A 15899-nucleotide genomic window follows, 5' to 3' on the forward strand; every position below is an offset into this window, starting at 1 on the left:
GGGCCGTTGGATTATGACGAGCATTGCAGCCAAGCTCCAACGGGTTCGAGAGCGCATTCGGCAGGCCTGTGCAGCCGCGCAACGCCCGTGCGACGAGGTCACGCTCCTGGCGGTGTCGAAAACCTTCGGTCCGCAGGCGCTGCGAGAAGCCCACGCGGCCGGCCAGTCGGCGTTCGGGGAGAACTACCTGCAGGAAGCCGTCGCCAAGCGCGCGGCACTGATCGACCTGCCCCTGCAGTGGCACTGCATCGGCCCCATCCAGGGCAACAAGACCCGGCTGGTGGCCGAACATTTCGATTGGGCCCACACCATCGACCGCCTGCGCATCGCGCAGCGCCTGTCCGAGCAGCGGCCGCGGGGGCTGCCGCCACTGAACGTGTGCATCCAGTTGAACGTCGAGCACAGCCCCACCAAGGCCGGCGTCTCACCGGATGAGCTGGAGCCCCTGGCGCACGAAGTGGCGCGCCTGCCGGGACTGGTCCTGCGCGGCGTGATGCACATCCCCGAGCCGGCGCCGGACTTTGCGGCCCAGAAAGCGGTGCACCTGCGCGCGCGCGCCGCCTTCGACCGGCTGCGCGAGGCCGGCCTGCCGGTCGATACCTTGTCCATGGGGATGAGCGACGACCTGGAGGCCGCCATCGCCGCCGGCAGCACGCTCGTGCGGGTGGGCACGGCCATCTTCGGCAGCCGCAGCCCTGGCGGTGCCGGCGCGGTGCAGGCAGCGCCCGGAAACCCCGGCTAGGAGGCGATGCACTGGCGCACGGCGCGCTCCCACTGCGCCATGCGTTCCTCGGCCCGCGAACGGTCCCAGGCGGGCTCGAACACGCGCTCGCGGCGCCACAGCGCGGCGATCTCGTCACGGCCCGACCAGACCCCTACGGCGAGTCCCGCCAGGAAGGCCGCTCCGAGGGCCGTGGTTTCGGTCACGGCCGGACGCACCACCGGAATGCCGAGCAGGTCGGCCTGGAACTGCATCAGCAGATCGTTGACGCTGGCGCCGCCGTCCACGCGCAGCTCGCGCAGTGGCGCGGCCCCGGCCGCTTCGGCATCGCGGCCCATGGCCTGCAGCAAGGCGGCGCTCTGGCAGGCGATGCTTTCGATGGCGGCGCGGGCGATGTGCCCGAGGGTGGTGCCCCGGGTAAGGCCGGTGAGAGTGCCACGCGCATCCGGCTTCCAGTAGGGCGCACCCAGGCCGGTGAACGCCGGCACCAGCGACACCCCGCCGGCGTCTGGAACGCTGAGGGCCAGCGCCTCGATTTCGCTGCTGTCGCGGATGGCCTTGAGCCCGTCGCGCAGCCACTGCACCACGGCGCCGGCAATGAAGACGCTGCCTTCCAGCGCGTACTCCGTGGTGGGGCCGGTCTGCGCTGCGCTGGTGGTCACGAGGCCGTTGGACGAAGCCTGGAAGCGCTCGCCCGTGTGCATCAGCATGAAGCAGCCGGTGCCGTAGGTGTTCTTGGCCATGCCCGGGGTGAAGCAGGCCTGCCCGAACAGCGCCGCCTGCTGGTCGCCGGCGATGCCCGCGACGGGGATCGCGGCGCCCAGCAGATCGGACCGGCTTTCGCCGAAATGCGCGCTCGAGGGCAGCACCCGCGGCAGCACCGAGGCGGGCACGTCGAGTGCGGCGAGCAGCTGCTCGTCCCAGCGGTTGCGGTGCACGTCGAACAGCATGGTGCGCGAGGCGTTGCTCACGTCGGTGGCGTGCACCGCGCCGCCGGTGAGCTGCCACAGCAGCCAGCTGTCGATCGTGCCGAAGGCCAGTTCGCCGCGCTCGGCGCGCGCGCGCAGCCCGGGCACCTGCTGCAGCATCCACGCGATCTTGGTGGCCGAGAAGTAGGCGTCGATCACCAGACCGGTGCGGCTGCGCACGAGCGGCTCCAGCCCCTGCTCGCGCAGCCGCGCGCACATCGACTCGGTGCGGCGGTCCTGCCACACGATGGCCGGATGCACCGGCACGCCGCTGGCGCGGTCCCAGAGCATCGCGGTCTCGCGCTGGTTGGTGATGCCGATGGCACGCACCTCGCGCGCGGCGATCCCGGCCTGGGCAAGCGCCTCGCGTGCGGTCGCCAGCTGGCTCTGCCAGATCTCGACCGGATCGTGCTCGACCCAGCCGGGCTGCGGGTACGACTGCGTGAGCTCACGCTGCGCTAGCGCCACGGGGCGGCCAGTGGCGTCGAACACGATGCTGCGCGAGCTGGAGGTGCCTTGGTCGAGGGCGAGCAGGTAGGTCATGGAACACAGGCTGGCGGCTGAGAAAGCCGGATGCTACCGCTGCGCCGCCTGTCGCGCGATCGGGCCCGTCCCGAGCGGCTGCGTCCGACAAGGCGCGCTCGCTCCAGCCGACGCCCGCCCGTGGATGGCCAGCGCAGACTCCGGCGCATCGCCCACCAGCGGCGCATCCACGAGAGGGCATCACATGGCCTACAGCAGCATCATGGGCGCCGACCCGGCGCCTTCCCGGCCGAGCGGGCGCGACAGCGACGCCCTTGGTCCCAGCGACATTTCCGACTCCGGCAGCGACGCCATCGGCACCGGTGAGGTGTACGGCGACAGCGACGCGTCGGGTACCGGCGAGCGCGGCGCGGTGTTCGGCGGCGAGGCCGAGATCGGCAGCGACATTGCGCCGAACCGCGTCGTGCGGATCAAGGAGGGCGAGGGCAACGGCTTCCCCGAAGCGGATCCCGACGGTCAGGAGTTCACCGATCTAGACGCCGACGCCGAGGGCGAAGCCGGCGACGACGAGGCCGAGCGTTGAAGCCGGCGGCGTCGCGGCCGGAGTCGGCCGCCTCGCGCCAGCGCCGCATTGCAGCCACCCTGCGGGACGTATTCCGCCTGCCGAGGCTGCGCCCTGGGCAGCGGGTGGTGATCGAACGCGTGATGGCGGGTCATTCCAGCCTCGCGGTGATGCCCACCGGTGCCGGAAAATCCCTGTGCTACCAGTTGCCCGCGGTGCTGCTGCCTGGACGCACGGTCGTGGTCTCGCCGCTGATCGCCCTCATGAAGGACCAGTGCGAACACCTGGGCGAATTCGGCGTGCGCGCCGTGCAGATCAACAGCGGCGTGGAGGGCGACGAGGCGCGCGAGGCACTCGCGGCCGTGGAGGACGGCAGCGCCAGGATCGTGCTTGTGACGCCCGAGCGGCTGGCCCAGCCCGGCTTCGTGGACACGCTGGCGGCGCATCCCACCAGCCTGCTGGTGGTGGACGAGGCGCACTGCATCTCGCAGTGGGGCCACGACTTCCGCCCGGCCTTCCTGGAGATCGGCCCTGCGCTGCGCAGGCTGGGGCGGCCCACCGTGCTCGCGCTCACCGCCACCGCCACCGAGGACGTGGCACGCGACATCTGCCAGCAGCTCGGCATCCCGCCCGACAGCCAGATCCACACCGGTGCCTACCGGCCGAACCTGGCACTGAAGGTCGAGCAGGTCGCTCGCGAGGAGGACAAGCTTGCGCGGCTGCTGGAGGTGGTCGCCGCCAACGAGGGCAGCGGGCTGGTGTACACGGCTACGGTGAAGGCGGCGCAGGCGGTGCACGAGGCGCTGGCTGCGGCCGACGAGCGCGTCGGCCTCTACCACGGCAAGCTGCCGGCCGCCCAGCGGCGCGAGGCGCAGGACGCGTTCATGGACGGCACCCACCGCGTGATGGTGGCCACCAATGCGTTCGGCCTGGGCATCGACAAGCCCGACATCCGCTTCGTGCTGCACTACCAGCTGCCCCCCGGCCTGGAGGCGTACTACCAGGAGGCGGGGCGCGCCGGGCGCGATGGCGCTGCGGCCTTGTGCATGCTGCTGTTCCTGCGCAGCGACAAGGCGGTGCAGCAGTTCTTCCTGGCCGGCCGCTATCCCAGCGACGACGATGCGGTGGCGCTGTACGAGGCGCTGCAGGAAACGCCTGCCGAAGACGGCGCCTGGACCCTCGCGCTGCTGCAGGCGCGGCTGCAACGGCCGCGCGCGAAACTGCAGGTGGCTGTCGGCCTCATGCGCCGACACGGCATCGTGCAGCTCGACTCCGCGGGCCACCTCCGCCTGCGCCAGCGCGGGCTGGAAGGCGACGCGCTGCGCCACCTCATGGCCGCCTACCGGGACAAGCGCGAGCAGGACCGGCAGACGCTCGAGCGCATGGTGTTCTATGCCCAGACAGGCCGGTGCCGCTGGCGGCTGCTGCTGGAGCACCTGGAAGGTGAAGCGGCCGAGGAGCACTGTGGCCACTGCGACAACTGCGTGCGCCTCAAACAGCTTCAGCTGCGCCAGGAGCAGGCGCCGCAGCCGGCCGCGCCCGTGCCGCCGCACGCGCACCAGCCGATCTTCGCGCCCGGCGACGTCGTGCAGGTCAAGCGCTACGGACGCGGCGAAGTGCGTGAGGCCACCGCCCTGGAGATCACCGTCGCCTTCGCGGACGGCAGCGTGCGCAGCTTCCAGCCGGACTTCGTGGCACGCAGCCGGAGCACGCGCTTGCGCGCGCACGCGCCGCAGGCGGCGGCGGCATAGCAAACCCGCTCGCCGATGTTCGCCCGCGCTTCAGCGCACCAGGGTCGATGCGCCGAACAGGCTGCAGATGAATTCCACCGCCACCTCGGCGGTGCGGTTGCGCACGTCGAGCGCCGGATTGACCTCGACCACGTCCATCGAGGCGAGGCGGCCGGTGTCGGCGATCATTTCCATGCACAGCTGCATTTCGCGGTAGGTGGGTCCGCCGCGCACGCCGGTGCCGACGCCCGGCGCGTCGGCCGGATCCAGGCAGTCCAGGTCGAAGCTCACGTGCAGGTGGGTGTTCTCGTGCACGTCGTGCAGCGCTTCCGACAGGGTGGTACGCATGCCGTGCTCGTCGATGTGGCGCATGTCGAAGACCTGCAGGCCCAGCGTGCGGATGGCCTGGCGTTCCTCGGCATCGACGCTGCGGATGCCGATGAAATCGATGTCCTGCGGTCCGAGCGCCGCCCGCTTGCCGCTCCAGCCCACCAGCGCCGCCGGGCCGTGGCCCAGCAGGCAGGCCACGGGCATGCCGTGGACGTTGCCGCTGGGGCTGATGGTCTCGGTGTTGACGTCGGTGTGGGCGTCCAGCCAGATCACCCGCAGGTTCTTGCCCTGGCGCCGGCAGTGCCAGGCAATGGCGCTGATGGAGCCGATCGCCAGGCAGTGGTCGCCCCCCATCAGCAGCGGGAAGTCGCCACGGCCGAGCGCCGCATCGACGGCGTCGTAGACCAGGCGGTTCCAGGCGACCACCTCGCGCAGGTGGCGCAGCCCGCCCGCCGCCTGCTCGCCGGGGTTCGGCGGACCCGCGAGGTTGCCCAGGTCATCGACGACGAGTCCGCGCGCGCGCAGGGCTTCGACGATGCCGGCCACGCGCAGCGCGTCCGGTCCCATGCTGGCGCCGCGGACGCTGGCGCCCACGTCGGTCGGGGCACCGATGAGCGACACGCTGCGGCTGCTGATCACGCTGCTGCTTTGCATGCGGCCATTGTGCTGCGCGACGCGTGCCGCGTGGGCGCGTGGCACGCCGTTTGCCCGGCTCCAGCACGAGCGGAGAGACCGCACAACTTCACCGAAACCACCGAACTTCAGGAGTATTCATGCTGGCGATGAACTACCGCGGCCCCTACCGCGTGCGCGTGGGCCACAAGGCCGAACCCGAGATCGAGCATCCTCAGGACGCGATCGTGCGCGTCACCCGCTCGTGCATCTGCGGCTCCGACCTGCACCTCTACCACGGGCTGGTGCCCGACACGCGGGTGGGCAGCACCTTCGGCCACGAATTCACGGGCGTGGTGGAGGAGGTCGGCCCGGCGGTACGCAACCTCAAGAAGGGCGACCATGTGCTGGTGCCCTTCAACATCTTCTGCGGCACCTGCTTTTTTTGCCGCAAGGAGCTCTACTCCAACTGCCACAACACCAACTCGCAATCGACGGCCGTCGGCGGCATCTACGGCTACTCGCACACGGCGGGCGGCTACGACGGCGGACAGGCCGAGTACGTGCGCGTGCCGATGGCCGACGTGGGCCCCACGGTCATTCCGCAGGACGTGCACATCGAGGACGCGGTGCTGCTGACCGACGTGACGCCGACCGGCTACCAGGCGGCCGAGATGGGCAGCATCGACGAAGGCGACACCGTGGTGGTGTTCGGCGCCGGACCGATCGGGCTGATGGCCGCGCGCTGCGCCTGGCTGTTCGGGGCGGGGCGCGTGATCGTGGTCGATCACCTGGAGTACCGGCTGGCGTTCGCGCGCGACTTCGCACATTGCGAGACCGTCGATTTCAAGCAGGTGCGCGACGTCGCCATGCACCTGAAGAAGATGACGGACGGCCTCGGCCCCGATGTCGCCATCGATGCCGTGGGCGCCGAGGCCGCCGGCAATGCGGTGCACCGGCTGGCCGGCGTGCGGCTGAAGCTGGAAGCCGGTGCCGCCACGGCGCTGCACTGGGCGATCGCGTCGGTGCGCAAGGGCGGCGCGGTGTCCATCGTCGGCGTCTACGGCCCGACCTTCAATGCGGTGCCGATCGGCATGGCACTGAACAAGGGGCTGACGCTGCGCATGAACCAGGCGAGCGTCAAGCGCCACCTGCCGCGTCTGATCGAGCATATCCAGGCCGGGCGCCTGCGCCCGCGCGACATGATCACGCACCGGGTGCCGCTGGAGGACATCGCCGACGCGTACCACCTGTTCTCGAGCAAGCTGGACAACTGCGTCAAGACCGTGCTGATCCCGCCGACGGCGGACCTGCACTGAACACGGGAGCAGCGAGCATGGACACCACACGCGAGCCTTCCTCCACTCAGCAGGCGCCTGTCTATGTGGAGAACACCGACCCGAAAACCCACCAGCAGCACGGCGACATGTCGCACATTCCCGGCTGGGGCGCGGACCTCGAGCGCGACAAGCGCCCGGGTGTGCCGATGGAGCGAACCCCGCCGCGCCTGCGCGACGTGCACTGGGACGCTCCCGAGCACCAGCACGTGCGCATGCAGGTGCTGCACTCGATCGAACGCCCCGGCCTGACGCCGATCGTCGGTACCACCGTGCCGCCGAGCGGCCTGAGCGGGCGGCTGCGGGAAATCGCCTTCCGCTACAGCGAAAGCGACATGCGCCACTGGATGCTGCTGCTGATGGCCGACCGCGTGAACGTGGGCGAAGGCCTGCTCGAGGACCTGGGCCGCGGGCACATCCCGAACATCCTGGCAGAGATGGGCGCGCGCGCCGAATGGCGCCACAACCGTGCCGGCTTCATCCGCAAGGCGCTGGTGGCGTCGAGCGTGGTCGCACTGGCGGTCTACCTGATGCGCCGCAACGACCGCTGAGCCGGGCGAAAAGCGGTCGGTCGGCGCGCGCGGGTGTCGCCGGCCCCTCCTGCCGAGCCAGGAGCCTCTCGCGCGACCCATCGAGGACGCAACGCCCCCGGGAGGGCCGCCACGAACGCGACGAGCAGGGCATGCGCGTGCGCGGTGGCCGCAACGCCACCCCAGTGAAAGACGGGGCCGGCAAAACGCGGCCGCGCGGACTCAGGCTGCGGTCACCAGCATCAGGGCCGCTTCGACCCGCGCCAGTTCGGGCGTGAGGTCGTGCAGGTACACCGGCGGCTGGGGCGGATGCTGCAGCAGCCCTCCATCGACCGCCTGCAGTACGACGCGTGCGTCCAGCAGCGCATCCAGGATGAGCCGGAGCTCGTCGGCCGTGAACTGCGGCAAGGCGACTTGGGGAGACATGGCGCGAGTCTGGCCGCGCGGGCCGCACGGCTGAATAGTCCGCATGGGCCATCTTGGTGAGCGCCGGTAACGCGCTGCGCCGCCTTTCGCGGCAGCGCACCATGTTGCCGAGTGGCACCGGACCCGCGACCGCCCGCCGGCCGGCCCGTCAGCGGCGGCTGACGCCTGCGCGGCGGCGCGTCTGGCCGAGCCAGGAGGGGCGCAATGCGATCCTCGTGGGTCTGAAAGGAACCCGCCATGGCCGCCCATCGCCTTCGGACACCCGGTCCGTGCAGCCGATGCTGCGCGGTGCGGCGCGCTGCCGCGTTCCTCGAACGTGCCGATGGCGGCGGCCGACCGGTGTGAGCCGTCGCGACCGTCTTCCACCCTGGTTGCGGCGACTGATTCCCACGCGTGAATCGATCCGCCACAACCGCTGGCTGCACTGGCTGGGCCCGGCCCTGCACCATCCGCGCCTGTGGCACTTGAGCCGCCGCGGCCTCGCGATGGGGGTGGCGATCGGCATCTTCTTCGGCGTCCTGATCCCGATCGCGCAGATTCCGCTGTCCGCGGCGGCGGCGGTCGTATTGCGGGCCAACCTGCCCGGCGCGGTGGCCAGCACGCTGGTCACCAACCCGGCGACCTTCGGTCCGATCTACTACGCCGCCTGGCGGCTGGGCAGCGCGCTGATCGGTGAGCCGGTGACGGGGCAGGCGCCGCAGGAGATGCCCGAGGCAGACGTGGAGATCGAGGCGGTCGTTGCCCGCGAGAGCTGGCTCGGACGGGCGATTGGTCGCCTGATGGCGATCGGGCGTCCCTTGCTGCTGGGGCTGACGGTGCTTGCCGCGGCGAGCGGACTCGCCGCCTATGCGCTGATCTCGTGGGTCTGGGCGGTGCGCGTGCGCATGCGTCGGCGCAACCGGATGCGCAGGCGCACGCAAACCTGAGCGCGCCGGCCGCGCGCATGGGCAGGAAGGCCGCCCGCCCTCGCCCCGCTGCGCGTCACCGGGCGGCGCGCTGCAGCGTGAAGGCCGCTCGGCGCTCGCCGACCTGCGTGCCGCGCGCGTTGGCGATGGCTTCGCTGCGCCAGGGCCGCAGTTCCTCGCGCTGCCGTGCGTCGAGCCAGCCGAGCTGGTCGAGGACCGCCACCGTGGCGGCATTCAGCGCCACCGCGCTGCCATCGGCCACCTTGATCGCGAAAGCCTGGGCGCGGCTGCGGCTGGCGAGCGCCTGCACGCCGTCGGCGCCGGCCTTGCTGATCCAGTCGCCGCGGCCTGCGCGCATGAAGGCAAGGTCGCTGCGGCCGGTGCCGGACACCAGCGCCGGCTCGCCGGCCATCGCGTCCGCCAGCGCGGCGAAGCTCGCGCCGAACTCCGGATCGGCGGGGCCCTGGGCGAGGCGGGCGTAGGCGCGCGCGAGCCGCGACAGCGGCATGGCGTAGTTGGGAGCGGAGCATCCGTCGGTTCCCGCGCGCAGGCGCTCGGGCTCCAGTCCACAGACTGCGCTCACGGCCTGGCGGATCGCGCGCTGCAACGGATGCCCCGGCGCCAGGTAGTTGCCGGTGGGTTGGCCATGCAGCACGCACCAGGCGAGAAACCCCGCATGCTTGCCGCTGCAGTTGTGCAGGCGCGGGTCCGGCTGCTCGGGCGCGGCACCCAGCCCCAGCTCCGCAAAGATGGGCTTGTGGCAGCCGCACTGCAGCACCTGCGGCCCCAGGCCGGCACGCGCGAGCAGCAGGTCCACCTGGGCCAGGTGCATGGGCTCGCCACTGTGGCTGGCGCACAGGATGGCCAACTGCTCGCGCGCCAGGCCAAGGCGCTCCATGCCCCCTGCCTCGACGAAAGGCAGCGCCTGCAGCGGCTTGAGCGCAGAGCGGGTGAAGGTGGTCCAGTGCGGATCGCCGGCGGCGGCGATCAGTTCACCCCGGGCGTCGCAGACAGCGACGGCGCCGTGGTGCAGGCACTCGAGGGTGCCGCCACGCGCGGTTTCGATCAGGGGGACCAGGGCGGACGACATGGGAAGGGGAGTATGCCCGCCGCAGCGGGAACGGCGCCGGCGCGCCGGCGTGGGATGCGCGCCGGGCCGGTGCCAGCTGTGGCCGGGAGCCGCCGCCCGTGCGCCCCGGCCCGCCGGCTCAGCGGCGGTGTCCGCCCTGTGGCGCGCCGGGCGGCCGGCCGCGGTCGGGCAGGTGGCGGAACATGATGCGACCCTTGTTCAGGTCGTACGGGGACAGCTCGAGCGTGACATCGTCACCGGCAATGATGCGGATGTGGTTCTTGCGCATCTTGCCGCCGCTGTACGCGACGAGCTCGTGTCCGTTCTCGAGCACGACACGGTAGCGCGAGTCCGGCAGGACCTCGGCCACCCGGCCGCGCATCTCGATCAATTCTTCCTTGGCCATGACAACCTTTGCATGCAACGCCCGCGCAACGCGCGGGTGCGGACCGTTGGCCGCGCCCGCCGGCGCAACCGTGAATGAAGGGTGCAAGCCGGCCGCGGACGACCGGATCGCCAGACCCTCGCAGTCACTCGGCGTCGGGCGCGGCGAGGGTCGGCGCCAGGAGGGCCGCTCGGCACAGCAGCCCTCCCGCAGGCCCGTGATTGTAAGGGGATCGAACACAGCTCCCGCGCGCCAGCGCGCCTACCGCGCAAGGGCCACGGCGGCGGAAAAGGTGAAGAAGGCGGCCGCCGTCGTCAGCAGGATGATGCGCGCCACGCGCCCGGTATCCGCGCCGAAGCGCTCGGCGAGCAGGGCCACGTTGCTCGCGCTGGGCAGCGCGGCCACCAGCACCAGCACCGTGAGCGTGAACGGCTCCAGCGGCAGGCCCAGGGCCACTGCGGCGCTGCCCACGGCCAGCACCAGCAGCGGGTGCACGACCAGCTTGGCCACGGCCACGGGCACGAAGTCGCGCGCCGCCACCGGACCGGCACCTTGTGCGGCGACCATCTGCGAGCGCGCCAGCACCGCGCCGATCGTGAACAGGGCCACCGGCGACGCAGCGTTGGCGAGCAGCGTGATGGTGTCCATCAGGGGCTTCACGGGGCGCACGTCGAGTGCGGACGACAGCCCCCCCAGCAGGATCGCCCAGGGAAGCGGGTTGACCGCGACGCCCTTGAGCGCCTTCTTCGCGGCTTCTGCGGCGCCGTGCTGGCCCGCGCCATCCAGGCGCGACAGCGCGATGCACACCGAGGTGGTGATCACCATGTCGATCAGGATGGTGGCAATGGTGGGGCCGGCCGCTACGGTCCCGAGCAGCGCGATCACCAGCGGCACGCCCATGAAGCCGGTGTTCGGAAAGGCCGCAACGAGTGCGCCGAACGCCGCGTCGTTCCAGCCGATCCGCGGTCCCAGGCTCCATCGCACCGTGACGGCCACCATCACCATCGCGCAGGGCAGCCACACGGCGAGCACCGAGGGATCGAACAGGCGTGCCACATCGGTGTCGGCGCCGAAGCGGTACAGCATCGCCGGCAGGGCGAAATAGAGCACGAAGCCGTTCAGGCCGCCGATCGCGTCCAGGGGCAGGAGGCGCCGGCGCGCGGCGATGTAGCCGCACAGCACCAGGGCGAAGAAGGGAAAGGTGACCTGCAGGATGTCAAGCACGCCGTATTGTCGGCGCAACCCGGGAGGGACTTTGACCCCGGCCGGCGGGCACGCATCGCTATCATTCGCCGCTTCCTGCCCGCCCCGTTCCCCCGCCCCGTTCTCCCTCCCCGCCCCCCGTTCTCTCCCCCGATGTCCGGTCTCAACCTCGCGCAGCAGGAAGCCGTCAACTACCTGCACGGTCCCTGCCTGGTGCTCGCCGGGGCGGGCTCGGGCAAGACGCGGGTGATCACGCACAAGGTCGCGCGCCTGATCCAGGCGGGGCTCGCGGCCAAGCGCATTGCGGCCATCACGTTCACCAACAAGGCTGCCAGCGAAATGCGCGAGCGCGCCAAGGGCCTGATCGGGCGCGACGCCAAGGACGTGGTGATCTGCACCTTCCATGCGCTGGGTGTGCGGATGCTGCGACAGGACGGCGCGGCGCTGGGGTTGAAGCCGCAGTTCTCCATCCTCGACAGCGACGATGTCACCTCGATCCTGAAGGACGCGGGCGGCTCCACCGATGCGGCCACCGCGCGCCAGTGGCAGTGGGCCATCAGCCTCTGGAAGAACCTGGGACTGAACGCGGCGCAGGCCGAGGCGCAGGCGAAGGACGAACACGAGCGCGTCACCGCGCGCGTGATGGCGCGCTACGAGGAGCGGCTGGTCGCCTTCCAGAGTGTCGATTTCGACGACCTGATCGGCCTGCCGCTCAAGCTGCTGCGCGACCACCCCGAGGTACGCGCCAAGTGGCAGCAGGACCTGGGCCACGTGCTGGTCGATGAATACCAGGACACCAACGCCACGCAGTACGAGCTGCTCAAGCTGCTCGTCGGCGAGCGCGGACGCTTCACCGCCGTCGGCGACGACGACCAGTCCATCTACGGCTGGCGCGGCGCCACGCTGGACAACCTGCGCAAGCTCCCGCAGGACTACCCCACGCTCAAGGTCATCAAGCTCGAGCAGAACTACCGCTCCACCAGCGCCATCCTGCGAGCGGCGAACAACGTCATCCAGCCCAATCCCAAGCTGTTTCCGAAGACGCTGTTCTCCGAGCTGGGCGAGGGCGAGCCGGTGCGCGTGGTCGATTGCGACAACGAGGAGCACGAGGCCGAGCGGTCGGCCGCGCGCATCCTGTCCATCCGCGCCAACGGCGTGCACAAGGAATGGAAGGACTTCGCCATCCTGTACCGCGCCAACCACCAGGCGCGCGTGCTCGAAAAGGCGCTGCGCAAGGCGCAGATTCCCTACAAGGTCTCGGGCGGCCAGAGCTTCTTCGACCGCGCCGAGATCCGCGACCTCTGCGCCTGGCTGCGCCTGTGGGTCAACAACGACGACGACCCGGCGTTCCTGCGCTCGGTCACCACGCCCAAGCGGGGCATCGGGCACCAGACCCTTGCCAGCCTGGGCGAATTCGCGAGCAAGTACAAGCTCTCGCTGTTCGCTGCCCTGTTCTCGTCGTCGCTGGGCTCGGTGCTGTCGGCGCGCGCCGTCGGAAGCCTCCACGAGTTCGGCCGCTTCGTGAACGACCTCGAATACCGCGCCCGGCACACCGAGGGCGCCGACGCGGCCAAGGTGTTCCTCACGGACTGGCTCAAGGACATCGGCTACGAGAAGCACCTGTACGACAGCGAGGACAACGAGAAGCTTGCGGCTTCGCGCTGGACCAACGTGCTGGAGTTCTGCGACTGGATGGCCAAGCGCTGCGGTGGCGAGATCGACGACGCGGCCGGCGTGGCGCTGGCCAGCGAAAAGAAGACGCTGCTGGAGGTGGCGCAGACCATCGCGCTGCTGTCGACCATCAGCGAGCGCGAGAAGGACCAGAACGTGGTCACGCTGTCGACGCTCCACGCCTCCAAGGGCCTGGAGTGGCCGCACGTGGTGCTGGCCGGCTGCAACGAGGGGCTGCTGCCCTTCAAGCTCGATGACGACGACGGCCTGACCAGCGGCTCCGAAGGCACGCTGCAGCGGCTGCAGGAGGAGCGTCGGCTGATGTACGTGGGCATCACGCGGGCGCAGCGTTCGCTGGCGGTGAGCTGGGTCAAGCGACGCAAGAAGGGCCGGGAAATCGTGGCCGGCGTGCCCAGCCGCTTCATCAAGGAGATGGCCCTGGACCAGGCCACCGTCAAGGAAGACCCGCGCGAGAAGCTGCGCCAGCTGCGCGCCGAATTCGCCGCGCGCAAGGCGCCGGGCGAAGCGCAGGCGGAGAAGTAGCGGGCCGAAGAGGTGAGCCGCACATTCTTTGACGGAATGCCCTGGACACGCGCCTGTAGCAATGAGGCGCCGCCTACGCGGACCACGCACGGCACGGGGGCTCGGAGAGACCGCCGGAGAAGCAGTTGCCTGAATCACGGGCTGCGGCGCTGACGCGTCCTCGCAGGTGGCACGACCGAGCCCGGCCCCTGACGGACGTTTCTCGCAACGACGGCTTCGTGATGCCATGCTCGGCGGCAAGGCGGCTGCGCCTGTGCCGCTGCAAGCCGCTCAGCCCCAGCCGCCCAATTCGTAGCCGATCGTGATCGGCGCGTGGTCGGAGAAGCGCTCGTCCTTGTAGATCGACTCGGTCCGCGCGAGGGAGGCGATGGCGGGGGTGGCCAGGTGGTAGTCCAGGCGCCAGCCGACGTTCTTGGCGTAGGCCTGCCCTCGATTGCTCCACCAGGTGTAGCAGTCGTCGGTGGCTTCGGGCTTGAGCCGCCGGTACACATCGACCAGGCCGGTGTCCGACAGCACGCGCGTCATCCAGTCGCGCTCCTCGGGCAGGAATCCGCTGTTCTTCTGGTTGCCGCGCCAGTTCTTCAGGTCTTCCTTGCGGTGGGCGATGTTGATGTCGCCGCAGAGGATGAATTCGCGCTGCGCCTTCAGCCGCGCCAGGTGCGGCTCGAAACCCGCCAGGAAGCGGAACTTGGCCTGCTGCCGCTCCTCACCCGACGAGCCCGAAGGGAAATAGGCGCTGATGATCGAGAGCCGCCGCGACGGCGTGTCGAAGCGCAGTTCGACGTAGCGGCCCTCGCTGTCGAACTCGCCGCCGTCCCAGCCGACGACGACCTCGCTCGGCTCGTGGCGGCTGTAGACGGCCACGCCCGAGTAGCCCTTTTTCTCGGCGAAATGGAAGTGCCCCCGCATGCCTGCCAGCAGGTCGAACCTGCCCGCCACGTCGCTGGCCTGGGCCTTGACCTCCTGCACGCAAATACAATCCGGGCTGCTTTTGGCCAGCCAGGCTTCGACGCCCTTGCTCGCGGCGGAACGGATGCCGTTGAGGTTGAGGCTGGTGAGCGTGAACAAGGAACTTCCCATGGTGGCAGGTGAGGGCCAGGATCGACTGGCGCAGGATTTCGTGCAGTTTGCGGTGGAAGCCGGCGTGCTGCGCTTCGGTCAGTTCCGCACCAAGGCCGGCCGCGATTCACCGTACTTCTTCAACGCCGGGCTGTTCGACGACGGGGCCAAGCTGGGCCGGCTGGCGCAATTCTATGCAGAGCGCATCGTCGCCAGCGGCATCGAGTTCGACATGCTGTTCGGGCCTGCCTACAAGGGCATTCCCCTGGCCGCGGCCGTCGCCATCGAGCTCGCCCGCCTGGGCCGCAACGTGCCCTACGCCTACAACCGCAAGGAAGCAAAGGAGCACGGCGAAGGCGGTGTGCTGGTGGGCGCCCCGGTGCGCGGGCGCGTGCTGATCATCGACGACGTCATGTCGGCCGGGACTGCCGCCCGCGAATCCATCGCGCTGATCGAAGCGGCGGGCGCGCGGCCCCACGCGGTGGCCATCGCACTGGACCGCCAGGAGATGGCCACCGAAGCCGGGCGAGACGTTCCGCACAGCGCCGTGCAGTACGTGCGCGATCGGCTCCAATTGGCGGTTTGCGCGATTGCCAAGCTGGACGATCTGCTGGAGTATCTGGGGCGGCACGCCGGCGACTCGCTGGGTGCGCACCATGCCCGGGTGCTCGCCTACCGCGAGCGGTACGGGGTAGAAGACTAAGAGCAAGAGGACACGCGCGGTGGGATTCAGACAACGTTCGGCCGTGGCCGTTGCAGCGCTGGCGCTGTCGGCCCCGGCCATGGCGCAGACGATCTACACCTGCACCGATGCGTCCGGTCGGCGCCACACCTCCGACCGCCCGCTGCTGGAATGCATCGACCGCGAGCAGCGCATCCTGAACCCGAGCGGCACCTTGCGCGGCCGGCTCAGCCCCTCCTACACGGCGGCGGAGCGCGCCGCCCTGCAGGAGGCTGCGCGCCGCGAAACGGAGGAGCGCAATCGCGAAATCGAGCAGCGCCAGCGCACCAAGGCGCTGCTCACCCGCTATCCCACCCAGGACACGCTGGACCGCGAACGCGCGGCGGCGCTGGCGACGCTCGAGGACATCGTGGGAACGGCCCACCAGCGCGCCGCAGACCTGCTCGCCGAGCGCCGCAAGCTCGAAAACGAGGCTTCCTTCTATGCGCGGGACCCGTCCCGCATGCCGGCAACCCTGCGGCAGTCGCTGGACCAGAACGACCAGCAGCTGCAGGCCCAGGAACGCTTCATCGCCGAGCAGAAGCTGGAGATGCAGCGGGTGAACGAGCGCTTCGACGACATGCAGCGCCACCTGAACCGGCTGTGGGGTGCGGCCGGAGCGACGCCGACGGTTCGCTGAGGGG

The 15899-nt window shown here is 70.5% G+C and carries 16 protein-coding genes; 9 read left to right on the forward strand and 7 right to left on the reverse strand.

What is annotated here, in order from left to right:
* The first annotated feature begins 13 nt into the window (after window positions 1-13).
* Window positions 14-742, forward strand: a complete 729-nt coding sequence (locus tag WG922_RS19115) for a YggS family pyridoxal phosphate-dependent enzyme (protein WP_340284464.1) — start codon at window positions 14-16, stop codon at window positions 740-742.
* On the opposite strand, the gene glpK is transcribed toward WG922_RS19115, so the two are convergent.
* Window positions 739-2232: a glycerol kinase GlpK gene (glpK, locus tag WG922_RS19120; protein ID WP_340284465.1), complete on the reverse strand. Its 1494-nt coding sequence runs from the start codon at window positions 2230-2232 to the stop codon at window positions 739-741. The genes WG922_RS19115 and glpK overlap by 4 nt on opposite strands.
* A gap of 184 nt (window positions 2233-2416) precedes the next feature.
* Between glpK and WG922_RS19125 the strand changes: the two genes are divergently transcribed.
* Together WG922_RS19125 and WG922_RS19130 are read left to right on the forward strand one after the other, a co-directional pair.
* Complete coding sequence (locus WG922_RS19125) at window positions 2417-2755, forward strand: hypothetical protein (protein ID WP_340284466.1); 339 nt, start codon at window positions 2417-2419, stop codon at window positions 2753-2755.
* Entirely contained in the window at window positions 2752-4485 is a 1734-nt protein-coding gene (locus WG922_RS19130) for a RecQ family ATP-dependent DNA helicase (protein WP_340284467.1), read from the forward strand. Before WG922_RS19125 ends, WG922_RS19130 begins: the two co-directional genes overlap by 4 nt.
* A 30-nt stretch (window positions 4486-4515) precedes the next feature.
* Here the strand turns inward: WG922_RS19130 and rocF are convergent, their stop codons facing one another.
* Window positions 4516-5448 carry an arginase gene (gene rocF / locus WG922_RS19135; RefSeq protein ID WP_340284468.1) on the reverse strand — a complete coding sequence of 311 codons (933 nt, stop codon included), beginning with the start codon at window positions 5446-5448 and terminating at the stop codon, window positions 4516-4518.
* A 119-nt stretch (window positions 5449-5567) separates the two neighbouring features.
* Between rocF and WG922_RS19140 the strand changes: the two genes are divergently transcribed.
* Together WG922_RS19140 and WG922_RS19145 are read left to right on the forward strand one after the other, a co-directional pair.
* Complete coding sequence (locus WG922_RS19140; protein ID WP_340284469.1) at window positions 5568-6725, forward strand: zinc-dependent alcohol dehydrogenase; 1158 nt, start codon at window positions 5568-5570, stop codon at window positions 6723-6725.
* Window positions 6726-6742: 17 nt separating this feature from the next.
* Window positions 6743-7294: a hypothetical protein gene (locus WG922_RS19145; protein WP_340284470.1), complete on the forward strand. Its 552-nt coding sequence runs from the start codon at window positions 6743-6745 to the stop codon at window positions 7292-7294.
* A gap of 201 nt (window positions 7295-7495) precedes the next feature.
* Here WG922_RS19145 and WG922_RS19150 read toward each other — a convergent pair whose 3' ends face one another.
* Window positions 7496-7699 carry a hypothetical protein gene (locus tag WG922_RS19150; protein ID WP_340284471.1) on the reverse strand — a complete coding sequence of 68 codons (204 nt, stop codon included), beginning with the start codon at window positions 7697-7699 and terminating at the stop codon, window positions 7496-7498.
* 341 nt (window positions 7700-8040) lie between these two features.
* On the opposite strand from WG922_RS19150, the gene WG922_RS19155 reads away from it, so the two are divergent.
* Window positions 8041-8625, forward strand: a complete 585-nt coding sequence (locus WG922_RS19155; RefSeq protein WP_340284472.1) for a DUF2062 domain-containing protein — start codon at window positions 8041-8043, stop codon at window positions 8623-8625.
* A gap of 55 nt (window positions 8626-8680) precedes the next feature.
* On the opposite strand, the gene WG922_RS19160 is transcribed toward WG922_RS19155, so the two are convergent.
* The 3 genes from WG922_RS19160 to WG922_RS19170 form a co-directional block, all read right to left on the reverse strand.
* On the reverse strand, window positions 8681-9694 hold the full coding sequence (locus WG922_RS19160; protein ID WP_340284473.1) for an asparaginase: 1014 nt from the start codon (window positions 9692-9694) through the stop codon (window positions 8681-8683).
* 118 nt (window positions 9695-9812) lie between these two features.
* Window positions 9813-10079: a translation initiation factor IF-1 gene (gene infA, locus WG922_RS19165; RefSeq protein ID WP_340284475.1), complete on the reverse strand. Its 267-nt coding sequence runs from the start codon at window positions 10077-10079 to the stop codon at window positions 9813-9815.
* Between the two features lie 240 nt (window positions 10080-10319).
* Window positions 10320-11282 (reverse strand): AEC family transporter, encoded by a 963-nt coding sequence (locus WG922_RS19170; protein ID WP_340284476.1) that lies wholly within the window; start codon window positions 11280-11282, stop codon window positions 10320-10322.
* Between the two features lie 132 nt (window positions 11283-11414).
* On the opposite strand from WG922_RS19170, the gene WG922_RS19175 reads away from it, so the two are divergent.
* Complete coding sequence (locus tag WG922_RS19175; protein ID WP_340284478.1) at window positions 11415-13475, forward strand: ATP-dependent helicase; 2061 nt, start codon at window positions 11415-11417, stop codon at window positions 13473-13475.
* Window positions 13476-13745: 270 nt separating this feature from the next.
* Here the strand turns inward: WG922_RS19175 and WG922_RS19180 are convergent, their stop codons facing one another.
* Window positions 13746-14543, reverse strand: coding sequence for an exodeoxyribonuclease III (locus tag WG922_RS19180; RefSeq protein WP_340284542.1), 798 nt, complete (start codon window positions 14541-14543; stop codon window positions 13746-13748).
* A 10-nt stretch (window positions 14544-14553) separates the two neighbouring features.
* Here WG922_RS19180 and pyrE point away from each other — a divergent pair, with 10 nt between their 5' ends.
* The gene (gene pyrE / locus WG922_RS19185) at window positions 14554-15237 is read left to right on the forward strand and encodes an orotate phosphoribosyltransferase (protein ID WP_340284543.1); all 684 of its coding nucleotides are present in this window, start codon (window positions 14554-14556) and stop codon (window positions 15235-15237) included.
* 19 nt (window positions 15238-15256) lie between these two features.
* On the forward strand, window positions 15257-15895 hold the full coding sequence (locus WG922_RS19190; RefSeq protein WP_340284479.1) for a DUF4124 domain-containing protein: 639 nt from the start codon (window positions 15257-15259) through the stop codon (window positions 15893-15895).
* The last annotated feature ends 4 nt before the right edge of the window (window positions 15896-15899 follow it).

Source organism: Ramlibacter sp. AN1015 (genome assembly GCF_037726105.1).
Classification (GTDB): domain Bacteria; phylum Pseudomonadota; class Gammaproteobacteria; order Burkholderiales; family Burkholderiaceae_C; genus Ramlibacter.